At 63.3% G+C, this 11,547-nt stretch carries 10 protein-coding genes and 1 riboswitch; of the genes, 6 read left to right on the top strand and 4 right to left on the bottom strand.

The features are described from left to right. Together Y704_RS21225 and Y704_RS0113180 are read left to right on the top strand one after the other, a co-directional pair. On the top strand, positions 1-1,661 hold a 1,661-nt coding region (locus tag Y704_RS21225), incomplete at its 5' end, for an MMPL family transporter (protein ID WP_035772771.1). 103 nt (positions 1,662-1,764) lie between these two features. Then, on the top strand, positions 1,765-2,613 hold the full coding sequence (locus Y704_RS0113180; protein ID WP_026550465.1) for a lipase family alpha/beta hydrolase: 849 nt from the start codon (positions 1,765-1,767) through the stop codon (positions 2,611-2,613). 1,333 nt (positions 2,614-3,946) lie between these two features. Here the strand turns inward: Y704_RS0113180 and Y704_RS0113165 are convergent. Then, entirely contained in the window at positions 3,947-4,459 is a 513-nt protein-coding gene (locus tag Y704_RS0113165; protein WP_026550464.1) for a GNAT family N-acetyltransferase, read from the bottom strand. 48 nt (positions 4,460-4,507) lie between these two features. Next, the gene (locus Y704_RS0113160) at positions 4,508-5,560 is read right to left on the bottom strand and encodes a S66 family peptidase (RefSeq protein WP_026550463.1); all 1,053 of its coding nucleotides are present in this window, start codon (positions 5,558-5,560) and stop codon (positions 4,508-4,510) included. 135 nt (positions 5,561-5,695) lie between these two features. Here Y704_RS0113160 and Y704_RS0113155 point away from each other — a divergent pair, with 135 nt between their 5' ends. Beyond that, positions 5,696-5,980 (top strand): ArsR/SmtB family transcription factor, encoded by a 285-nt coding sequence (locus Y704_RS0113155; RefSeq protein ID WP_026550462.1) that lies wholly within the window; start codon positions 5,696-5,698, stop codon positions 5,978-5,980. Continuing rightward, the gene (locus Y704_RS0113150; protein ID WP_026550461.1) at positions 5,977-6,390 is read left to right on the top strand and encodes a VOC family protein; all 414 of its coding nucleotides are present in this window, start codon (positions 5,977-5,979) and stop codon (positions 6,388-6,390) included. Before Y704_RS0113155 ends, Y704_RS0113150 begins: the two co-directional genes overlap by 4 nt. An 88-nt stretch (positions 6,391-6,478) precedes the next feature. Here the strand turns inward: Y704_RS0113150 and Y704_RS0113145 are convergent, their stop codons facing one another. Continuing rightward, positions 6,479-7,990, bottom strand: coding sequence for an LTA synthase family protein (locus tag Y704_RS0113145; RefSeq protein ID WP_253904336.1), 1,512 nt, complete (start codon positions 7,988-7,990; stop codon positions 6,479-6,481). A 587-nt stretch (positions 7,991-8,577) separates the two neighbouring features. Between Y704_RS0113145 and Y704_RS0113140 the strand changes: the two genes are divergently transcribed. Then, positions 8,578-8,964 (top strand): VOC family protein, encoded by a 387-nt coding sequence (locus Y704_RS0113140; protein WP_035772769.1) that lies wholly within the window; start codon positions 8,578-8,580, stop codon positions 8,962-8,964. A 263-nt stretch (positions 8,965-9,227) separates the two neighbouring features. Here the strand turns inward: Y704_RS0113140 and Y704_RS0113135 are convergent, their stop codons facing one another. Further along, positions 9,228-10,337, bottom strand: coding sequence for a spore photoproduct lyase family protein (locus Y704_RS0113135; protein WP_051477042.1), 1,110 nt, complete (start codon positions 10,335-10,337; stop codon positions 9,228-9,230). A gap of 554 nt (positions 10,338-10,891) precedes the next feature. Continuing rightward, positions 10,892-11,101, top strand: a riboswitch (cyclic di-AMP (ydaO/yuaA leader). 4 nt (positions 11,102-11,105) lie between these two features. On the opposite strand from Y704_RS0113135, the gene Y704_RS24080 reads away from it, so the two are divergent. Continuing rightward, positions 11,106-11,547, top strand: a 442-nt coding sequence (locus Y704_RS24080; RefSeq protein ID WP_155850370.1) for a LysM peptidoglycan-binding domain-containing protein, incomplete at its 3' end; no start/stop codon positions are given.

Raw genomic sequence — 11,547 nt, 5'->3', positions numbered from 1 at the left:
CCGCCGATCTCGTCAGTGCCTTCGGCGGGATCGACGGCATCCTGCTCGCGGTGGCACTGGGAGCCGTGTTCCTGATCCTCCTTGCCGTCTATCGATCGGTGGTCCTGCCCTTCCTCGTGCTGCTGACCTCGGTCTTCGCGCTGGCCACGTCGATCCTGCTCGTGTTCGCGTTCGCCTCGTGGGACTGGATTCAGCTCAGCGGCCAGAGCCAGGGCATCCTTTCGATCCTGGTGATCGGAGCGGCAACCGACTACGCGCTGCTGCTGGTGGCGCGCTTCCGGGAGGCATTGGGCGAGCACGAGTCGAAATGGGATGCCATGAGGGTGGCGTACCGCGGTTCCGTGGAGCCGATCGCGGCCTCCGGGGCCACCGTGATTCTCGGACTGCTCTGCCTGCTGTTCTCCGACCTCAACTCAAACCGCAGCCTGGGCCCCATCGCGGCCATCGGCATCGTCTTCTCGCTCGCCGCAGCACTGACACTCCTGCCGACGCTGCTCCTGATCTTCGGCCGAGCAGCCTTCTGGCCACTGCGTCCGAAAGTGCATGCGGAGTCCGGTGCGGCGGCCTCGACTGCGGTGCGCGTTACCGCCGTTCGGGGAACGGAGCGGTTACGCGGGGTATGGAAGCGCATCGCCGTGTTGATCTCGCATCGGCCACGCCTCGTCTGGATCGCGTCAGTGCTGGTGCTCTGCGCCGGGGCGCTCGGCCTTACCCAGCTTCAGGCCAACGGGGTACCGCAATCGGCGCTGATCCTCGCTCCGTCGAATGCTGTCGATGGCCAGAATGCGCTCGCGCGGCACTTCGACGCCGGTGCCGGCAGTCCGATCGCCGTCGTGGCACCCGAAGTGGACCAGGACGCGGTCCTGGACATCGTCGGCGCCGAGCCGGGCATTTCGGAAGCCACCGTGACCACAGACCCGGCCGGAGCCGCCGTCGTCGAAGACGGACGTGTCCTCATCAGCGGGACACTCGAATACCAGGCAGATTCCGAGGAAGCGGAAGATGTGGTGCGGAGCCTCCGGACCGCGCTCGACGACGCCAGTCCCGACGCCCTGGTGGGCGGCGTGACCGCTGTGGCCGTGGATACCAATGACACCGCGCTCGCGGACCTTGGGAAGATCATCCCGATCGTGCTCGCCGTCATCCTGGTGGTGCTGATGCTCCTGCTGCGGGCCGTCGTCGCGCCCGTGCTGTTGATCCTGAGCGTGGTGCTGTCCTATGCGACGGCGCTCGGGGTGTCGGCCCTGGTGTTCAACAACCTGCTCGGCTTCGAGGGTGCTGACGCCTCGGTGCCGTTGTTCGGGTTCGTGTTCCTGGTGGCGCTCGGGGTCGACTACAACATTTTCCTCATGACGAGGGTGCGCGAGGAGTCGCTGCGGATCGGTACCCGGCCCGGCATCCTCCGTGGGTTGGGTGTGACCGGCGGGGTGATCACGTCGGCGGGTGTGGTGCTTGCCGCGACGTTCGCGGCGCTCGGCATCATCCCCATCCTATTCCTCGCGCAGATTGCCTTCATCGTGGCCTTCGGCGTGCTGCTGGATACGGTTCTGGTGCGGTCGCTGCTGATTCCGGCGCTCGCGTACGACATCGGGCCGAACATCTGGTGGCCGTCGAGACTGGCGAAGTCGGCAGGCAGACATCGCGCCTTGCCGGTGTCCTAGGGGCCTGGTGAGCCCGCGCTTTCGAAGATTGCTTGCAGTCATCCCTCAGTGCCCTTAGGGTTGGGCAGGCTATGGGGTCCGCTGAAACGAAGAGGTTTTCTGCATGAAGTTCAGACTGTCGGCAGTTCTTGCAACAGCGGCCATCGCGGCCACGAGCCTCACCGGGCTGGCGCCCGCGTCAGCTGACGCACTCGATGTCTCCCCGCCCGGCGCGAACGACTGGTCATGCAAGCCGAGCGCCGAGCATCCCTACCCTGTGGTCCTTGTTCCCGGCACGTTCGAGAGCATGCTAAAGAACTGGTCAACGCTGTCGCCGGTGCTGAAAGAGCAGGGTTACTGCGTCTTTGCCCTCAACTACGGCACCACCAATGGAATCGACGCCACCGGTCCGGTGGCGGACTCCGCCGGGGAACTGGCCACCTTCGTGAATGAGGTCCTGAAGGCCACGGGCACCAGGAAAGTCGATGTAGTGGGCCACAGTCAGGGCGGAATGATGCCTCGGTATTACCTGGGTTTCCTGGGCGGGGCCAAGAAGGTGAACCACCTTGTCGGCATTGCGCCGTCGAACCACGGCACAGAGGGAGTTAGCACTCCCGCGCCTGACGACCTGCCGGTGGGCACCGACGATTCCGGGGTCCTCTGCCAGGCGTGCGCTGACCAGGAGGCCGGCTCACCGTTTCTGGCAGAGCTGAATTCCATCGGCGACACCGTGACGGGCCCTGCCTATACCGTCATCACCACGAAGTATGACGAGGTAGTGACCCCCTACCAGAGTCAGTTCCTCTCCGGGCCCGCCAAGCACGTCACGAATATCCTGCTCCAGGACAAGTGCCCGCTCAACCTGATCGAACACGACCAGGCCCCCATCGATCCTGCGGTGCACCAACTCGTGTCCCACGCCCTCAGCAAGCCTGGACCTGCCAACCCGAGCTACCAGCCCCGCTGCCTCTAGCTCCGCTGGGCGTATCCTCCGCGGCCAGGATCCACTCGCGCCGCGGGCGCACGTTCGCGTCCGGCCTGCTCCGGCCTGACGCGGCGTCCCACCGCCAACGTACCGAGGAGGTCACTCGGTTTGTTGGCCAAGGCCCTTCGCGGTTCTGATCCGGGCCTGCTGCTGGTGCTGCCGGAGCTTTTCCTCGGCCTCCCTGCGCCGCTTCGCCACCATACGCAGCTGGTCAGTAGATAACGCTCCCGTATCATGCCTGTGGGCCCCTGGCCGATGGTCACGACCAGCAACCGGAACCGGCGGACGCTCCCTGTTCTCACTCATCCTCATAGGATCGCACAGGGACGAGATCAGGAAAAGACCAGACCAGATGGAGGAAAATACCCTCTCGTGAATCACTGTCGCACGTTCCGAAGCGACTGCTGGAGCGCTGCGCAGACGGGTCGCCGTTGAAACCTGCGAGCATTTGAGCAGCTAGCTGGCGATGCGCGCGGTTCCGTAGAAGCGCCAGGCTGTTCGTTCCACGATGGCAAATCCCAGCTTGGCAAGGTTTCGGAAACTTGGTGTTCCGGGAGCTGCTGTAGCCGTCGCCAAGGGACATTCGAAGTTCGTCGCCAGTTGAAGCCGGTGTGTCAGGAGGGCGGCTTGAGCTCCTGTACCTCGCGCGGACGGGAGGGTGGACGCCCCGCCCAGTACGGCTCCGGTCGGGTGCAGGGACATGGCCGCCGCGGCGAGAGGCTGATCGTTTCGGGAAGCGATGAAACTCCGAACCACCGGGAGGGCGTGCTCCGCCCGGATCAATGCCGCAACCCCACTTGACCCCGCGTACCCGGCGACAAGGAGGTCCAAAAAGAGTTCTGCATCCTTCCTGGTGAGAACTTCATGGATTCGCCACTCGTCAGGGACTGAACTTTCCACCTGTGGACTGGTGCTCGGGCGAAGGTACGCAATGGGTCGCAGGGGTGCCGGTTCGTAACCTTCGCCCGAGCAGTCGTTCGAAACGGCCGGGCAGACCTGCGGCTGCCGCAGCATCAAGCGATAGCGACCTACGCTCGAATACAGCCAACTCCGCAGCTTGAAGGGCCCCTTCGACGGTATCCGGCATATCCGAAGCCTAACCTCGACTGATCAGCGGAAGCGTTCTCATCAGGACGGGAAAGGCTGGTGCTCTAGATTCGGATTCGCTCGATGCGCTCCTAGCAGAGCGGAAGTATCGTCAGTCGTCCAGGGACGCAGTTCGAGATTCACGGTTCTTATCCTGCCGGATGCAAAAGCCAAGGCAGCTGCCTGTCCATGAGCCGGTTGCGTATCGCGGCACGGCAGCTGCGCGGTCTCGGCCTTATTGCACCTGGTACTTGAATCCGCGGTGAGAGCCGATGAATCCCAACCGTTCGTAAAAGCGGTGGGCGTCCTGCCGGGCCTCGTCGGACGTAAGTTGTACGAGGGCAGCTCCTACGGCAGGTGCTGCCGTTCCCGTGACCCAGCCCATCATGGCTGATCCGATGCCGCTCGACCTGTTATCGCTGCGGACACGGACGGCCTCGATCAGGAGCCGAGTGGAGCCGCGTCGGGCCATGCCGGGTATCCGGGTGAGTTGCATGGTAGCCAAGGGTTCGTCCTTCCCGTTGACCATCACGAGTAAGTCGTTGGCGGGGTCTGTGGCAATTTCCGCAAGAGCAGTCCGGTAAGCGGCGGTATCGGAAGCGTCAGCCTTATCGCCTCGCGTAGCGCTGATCGGATCATCCGCAAGGAGGAGCATGAGAACTCCGAGATCATCGTCGGAAGCCCTCCGCAGTGTGAGGTCACCCGCCCTGGCGATGAGGGACACTGGCAGGTTCAGGGCACGAATCACTCTCTCATTGTCCCATTTGTCCTTCGCGACGCGCAGCAGGGAATGGTTTCAGTTGTAGCTGGCGGTAACGGTTCCGGCTAGTCCGTCGAGTCGAATGGTACCGCCGTGCGGAACAATCCATTGCGGTCGGGTGTGACCGAACGGTACTCCAACGCAAACAACCGCATCCGAGTTGTATCGGGTGATTTGCTCGATGACTACTTCGCGCTGCGCGGCACGCAGCTGAGCGCGCTTGTCGACATCGGGGACCGGATGCCCCAGCCCACTTGAAGGAGGGCGGGCGACGAGAACACCTGCAGCGACCTCGAGGATCCCCCGCTCCCCGAGAGCCCGCACCCACCGCATCACTTCGTCCGCACTCGGAAGCTCCTCGCTTGTTTCGAACAGCAGAATTGCACCCCTGAGGTCGGCCACGGAAGGCATTCGACCAGCGACCGCGATTTGATCGATTACTTCCAGGCAACCGCCCCAGGACCGACCTTCCACCATGGCGTTCGGGCCGGCCCATGTCCACGGCTCGGTCGCTTCGCGAACGCCGAACTCGCTGAGAGCGCGAAGGTCGGTCCAGGGGATGCCGAAGTCTTCCGATTCTCCTGGGTCAGTCAGTTCAATGACTCCACCCTCCAGCAGTGCAGCGCGAAGTGAGAGCAGGTGGACGTGATCGAGGTGTGGTCCCGCTCCTAGATGTACCTGTGTCGAGCCTCCGTAATAGCTCGGGACACCCAGGCTCCACAGGAGGTTGTGCAGGTTCGTGTTGTCGCTGTATCCGAGAAACGGCTTGGGGTTCTTGGCAAGCACCTCAGTGTCGATGTGCTTGATGACCGTGACCTGGTCGTCACCACCGATTGTTGCGAGTACTGCTCGAATCGTTGGGTCGGCGAATGCAGCAGTGATGTCGGTCGCCCGGTCCCGGGCGCTTGCGCCGAGCTGGCGCGTTGTCGGGTACTCCACCGGCACCAGACCGGTAGCTTCCGTCAGACGTCTCATCGCCTGCCCGTGGATAGTGTTCGACACAGCAGGTGCCGCAAACGCCGGAGACAGGATTGCGACACGATCGCCGGCTACGGCCTTTGGAAGGGTGGCGAATGTTCGCGACGTCATTCCACCATTAGATCAAGTGCCTGGCTCCCAAAATGACCTACTCCCACCGAGCAGGGCCGTGGCGCTGCCGCCGTCCCGTTTGAGGAACGGGCTTTTACCTTGATATGCAAGCAGAGACTTGCCTATAGTGTATTCATGGTTGATGTCTTCCGAGCTCTCGACGATGAGACGAGGCGCGTCGTCCTTGACGAATTGTCAGTGCGTGACGGTCAGACCCTGTTCGAGATCTGTTCCATGCTGACGATGCGGCATGGGCTCAGCCTCACGCGCCAGGCGATCTCACAGCACCTCGGTGTGCTCGAGTCGGCCGGCCTCGTCGTGACAGAGCGGCGCGGACGTTCCAAGTTCCACTACTTCAACCCCGAGCCACTCGCCCAGATCACCGGACGATGGCCCACCAAAAAGAGGAGCGAACAATGAAAATTGCCCTGACGAGCCTGTTCGTCGACGACCAGCGAGCGGCCCTCGCCTTCTATACAGGCGTGCTCGGTTTCACGAAGCGGCATGACATCCCCCTCGGCGATGACTTCTGGCTCACCGTTGTATCGCCCGAATCACCTGACGGTCCGGAGCTGCTTCTGGAACCGTCGGGCCACCCGGCAGTAAAGCCCTACCGGGATGCCCTTGTCGAAGACGGCATCCCCCTGGCTCAGTTCGCTGTCGAGGACATCGAGGCCGAGCACGCCAAGCTGACCCGCAAGGGTGTGGTGTTCACGCAGCCGCCGACACACATCGGCACTGCCGTCGTGGCCGTCTTTGATGACACGTGCGGCAACCTAATTCAGCTCATCGAGATGAATCGGGTCGAGAACCACGCCGGTGTCCGCTGAGGGACGTGGATCGTCGCCTACTCAGATCGGGACTTCGAGGCCGTGCCCGCGGGTGGGCCGAACTGCGCCGTCGGGCAAACGGACAGTGCTACTGCGCGGCGTCCCCGCCGGCCCAGGCCTCCGAGTAGAACTGCGAGGATCGTGAGTCCAGCAGCTCGGTATAGGGATCCGGCTCCATTGCCTGCGCTGAACCGTCCGGGATCTTCGAGGCGTAGGCGGACACGCCCAGCCCGGCCTCATGATCCTCCAGGGTCAGGCCGGCGGCCTCCAGGATCGTGGGGTACATGCTCAGCTGGTCCATGCGGGGGCGTGGCTTATTGTTCTTGTCCTCGCCCGGAATCCAGATCCGGTTGAAGATGGTGCGGTTGTCGTTGTTGTCCAGCTGCTCGTGGAAAGCGTCGCCGGCGCTCATGTGCTTGAGGTGGTCGCCCATTATCACCACAGCGGTGTCGTCGAGGTAGCCCTTCTCCTTCATATAGTCCACAAATCCGGCCACCTGGGTCATGGAGCAGGAGAACACGGAGGTGACCTCGTTCTGCGTATCCACGTTGCAGTAGTCGAAGAGGTGCACCGGCTCGTGTGTATCCAGCGTCAGCATGGAGAGGTTGAACGGCTGACCGGTCTTCTCCGCCTCGGCGTGCAGCGCGTCGATCTCGTCCTTGGCGTGGGCCATGAGGCGTTCGTCGCTGAGGCCCCAGTCGCTGCGGAAGTTTTCCTCCGGTTCGCCGGCGGCGCGCCAGTCAGAGAGGTCCTTCTCCTCGGAGTAGCCGTGGCTGCTCAGGAACGTGTCCTTCGCGGCGAAGGATGCGTTGGCGCCGCCCAGGAAGACGTTTTTGTAGCCGTGCTCGTCGAGCACGTCGCCCAGGCAGGTCAACCCTCCCAGATAGGTGTCGACGTCGTCGCCGGGGTCGTTGGCGGCGCCGCTGTCCGCGGAGGAGCCCACACCCTTCAGCGGGACGCCGCACTGCGTCGAGGCGAGGCCGGCCATGGTCCAGCCTCCACCCGTGTACTGCTGGAAATCGTCCACGCTCTCCCAGCCGTCTGAGGCCTTGGTGGCCTCCTTCAAAGGTGCGAACGCGTCCTTCTCGAAGAGCTGGTCGTTTGCGAGGGTGGCCTCGCCGGACTCGAGGTAGATCAGCACCAGGTTGCGCTTGTGCTTGTCGCTGGTGACGGTCGGCTCCACGTAGTAGTCGCCGACGTCGTACTTGGAGTTCCCCGCCTCGATGTAGCCCCGCACGTCCACCGTGGTGGCGAAGGCCGTAGTGCCGCCGACGACCACCGCGGCCACCAGGGCGGTGGAGATGGTGCGCATGATCCACTGCGAGCGACGAGGACGCATACCGTCGCCATGGCGGGGGCGCTTGCGGCGCCGGAAGTACTGCCACAGGGCGATTCCGGCGGTGATGAGCAGGGGCGCGACGCCGATCCCCAGGATGCCGATCCAGACGAGGGCTCCGCCGCCGCCGTCGGTTTCCACAGAGACGAGGTTCAGGAGCATCTGACCCACAGTGATTTCGCCCCAGTAGAAACGGATGCCGACGGCGGCGGTGAGCAGGGCGAGCCCCGCCCAGATCAGGACGTAGACCAAGATGCGTCCCACGACGACGCCGACCCTTCGGGTCACGTGAAAAATCCGGCCGGACATGCAACACCTCGCGTTCCGGATGCCGGGTGTTCACCGAACACCCTTGACATCAACCCGTTCTCGGGCCTACAGAAGCCTAGTACCGTTCCGCGATCCGTTCAACAGGTGTTCACCCGTTAGTGACGAGTCGTACACCTGAGCACGGATCGCGTGGCCGTCAGCGCGGTGTAGAGCCCCCGGTGGGTTTCGAAGTCCACCACACGGCGCGCCCGACGTCGTACATCCGACTGCAGACCCGCTGACTGTCGTCCCTCGAACGTCCTACTGTCCATCGGTCAAGAGGTGCCCGCACTGATCCCGACGTACCCGAGCACACCTACCGCTCGGCGTGCCTCGGAAAACACTTCCACTCCGGTGAGATGCGGCTGACAGTGAGACGACTTTCCAGTGCCGGTGCTTGCAATCGCGGGACGGCGTTCGAGTCCGAGCCGCGAGTCGATGTGCGCCAGCACGTGGCCACAACATCGTTCAAGCGGACGACGTACTCCGATTCCGCAGCATCCGACAAGCCAGCGGAGGCGGCCGTAGGTAGAATATTCGGCATGACCACCACAAATCTTCCGCTTGGCAACTTCTCCGTGAGCCTGTCGGTCGCCGATCTGGCCGCGTCCCGTGCCTTCTATGAACAACTCGGTTTTGTGCTGTTTCCGGGCGTTACCGCCGACAATATGGTGATCCTGCGCAACGGGTCGGCGACCATCGGTCTGTTTCAGGGCATGTTCGAGGGCAATTTGCTGACATTCAACCCGGGTTGGGATGAGCAAGGTGCGCCACTTGAAGAATTCCTTGATGTACGTGAAATCCAGGGTCGGTTGCGGGCAGCAGGGATCCGGCCGACGCTGGAGGCCGACGAATCGGGGATTGGGCCGGCCGCCCTGATGATGACCGACCCCGACGGAAACGTCATCCTCATCGATCAGCACGTCTGAGGTCCGGTGGCAGACGATTCGGCAATCATGACGATGTGCGGATTCGACCAGCTGACAGGGCAACGGCACTCAGGATTTCTCAAGACCTCGACGAGCCGCGGACGCGGGTGGGAGTTTACGCGACTCGGACGGTGTGAAGCACTGGCCGGGTGAACGCGAAAGCCAAGGACGAGTTCGCAGGCACCGGGCGCCGCCCGTAAACCCGCAAGCACACGACCTGTCCGATGACGATGAACTGGTTGCCTGGGCCCAGGGCTTGCGACTCACGTCCAGTAGAGCAGTCGGGCAGCCGGTAGGCGCCGCTCCAGTTCCTCCGTGAACCATTCGCGCATTTCCGTCATGGTTTGCTTCGGGTACACGTACTTGATTCCGCCGAATTTTGAACGCTTCTGGCTCCGCGCATCCTCGTCCATCTCGAGCTTGGTCCTTGGGTACCAGCCCAGCAACACCGCCTTGCTCGCGGGGGTGAAGCGGTGCGTGATGATCTCGGCCGTGAGATCGAGGCCGTCGATGCCGGCGACTGCCTCGGAGATGTCATCCAGCAGTGCGCCATACTGCTCCCGCCAGTCAGGCACGGGCATGATCGGTGCAATCGTCAGACCTACCCGGTAGCCGGCGGTCGCTACCGCGCGGAGAGCGGCAAGCCGGGCGGGCATTCGCGCGGTTCCGCCTTCGAAGCGGTTCGCTACCTCTGCTGCATTGACCGAAAACCTGATCCGCGTCCTACGCCCATGATCGAGGGTCACCAACTCGCCGACGTCGTCGAACTTCGTCGTGAACCGCAACTGCACGTCGCTGCCGAACTCACCTGCCCCGACGCGGGAGATCGCGGCAGCAAGCGAACCGGTCACGCTCTCGATTCCGAGTGGGTCGGTGTAGCAGGACATCTCGAACGTCATACCCTCGTCACCGCGCTCGAGGGTCCCACTGGTGATGGAACCCTTGCCGGCGTGAGTGCGTATGCCATCCAGCACATCGTCGATATTGGCGTAGACGCGGGTCACCGGCGGCCCTTGGAGGGATGCGGCGAGGTAACAGTACTGGCAGTGAGCGGGGCAACCCTTGGCAAGGTCGATGCGCCAGTCAGCGCTCGGCGGGATCGGCTGCGGCTTGAGGGTGCTCGGAGGGGCCACGACCACCGCAAGAGTGTTCTTCGCGGATGCGTATGTCTCGCGCTCACTGGCGCCGCGGAGGCCTGTCAGCGCATTTCCGGGGAGAAACTGGATGTCGTCGACTCCGGCGCGCTCGCAACGCCTGAGGATTTCTGCTGTGTGCGGTAGATCCGCTGCAGCGCGGGTGATCATCACGTGTTTGGGGACCCACAAACGTGTGGGAGAGATAGTGGTCAGGTCCAGTTCCTGGGGTCTTGTCATCGCCTTGTATAGCAACCTGGACGGCGGGTATGTTCCGCCAGTTCCCCGTCTGCATGGTCGTCGACGCCGGCAGCGATCGGCCCGTTACGCAGTGGGAAAACTGGTGAATCACCGTGCGGCCCACACCCACCGAGTCCCTGATACGGAGAAGCTCACTCTGGGTGAGTGTTGGATGTGCACAGCATCTTCCATCGGCTTTCCTCGGTGCGAGGAAAGCTGGAGAATGGGGGAGTGGGAGCTGGTAGTGCAGTCCCCACTTTCCATAGCCATTATCGGCAGCACCCGCTCGGCGGCGCGCTTGCCCCTCCGTCGCACAGTGGGTCCACCGAATCGCTGCACCCCGCACCGACGCCGACTACGACATCCTCGACCACGACCTACCCCACCCTTGGTCTCGTGACCATAATGTGACAATCAGAGTCGGCGCGAGTTAGCGTGGAAGTCGTGCCGTGACCCGTCATGAGGGGCGGCAGCCTTGGGTAGATTGCCTAGCTCTGCCACTATCGCAAGGTTCCGTTTGCAACGTTCATCTGGCAGAGGCGGGGGAAGCACCCTTAGATAGATTGCCTAGCTCTGCCACTATCCCAAGGTCCGTTTGCAACGTCCATCTGGCAGAGGCGGGGGAACCATCATCGGGCCCCCATGGGGCCCTAGGGGTTAAGCCGCACGAGGCCCAGATCAAAAAAAGGTATCTGGGTCATCTCCGGCCGGGTGACTCCCATCCGCATCCGACAGCTCACCCCGCAGGCATTGGGAGAGGTTATCAACATGTCCGAAAATTTTCATGCAGCGCGCCACCGTGCCACTCCGGCTCTCACCCACGGGCTGAAGTCCGTGTCGAAGGCTGTTTCTTCCCACGCCGGGGGAGTGGGCCGTCCCGCTGCCGCGTTCGCGGCGGCGTCGGCGCTGCTGCTCGGGGTCGGTGCCCCCGCCCAAGCCTCTGCCACGGCCAACGAGCCCGCCGCGGTTGCCGCTGCCAGCACTGCTGCGCCGGCCCCGACCGGCGCCAGCGCCGAACCCGAGGTGGTGACCGGCGCCTCAAGTCACACGGTTCAGTCCGGTGACACGCTGAATTCGATCGCCACCATGTATGGGGTTGGTCTGGAGACTGACTATGTCAACCTAAGCGGGACCCATGGGGGCGGTCTAAGTGGGACCCACTGCTTAGTGTGTGCAGTACCGGAGGGATCTTCTTCGGGACCAAGAATTC

The organism is Arthrobacter sp. Br18 (genome assembly GCF_000520555.1).
Classification (GTDB): domain Bacteria; phylum Actinomycetota; class Actinomycetes; order Actinomycetales; family Micrococcaceae; genus Arthrobacter_D.
This window is presented reverse-complemented; position numbering and strand designations above follow the sequence as displayed.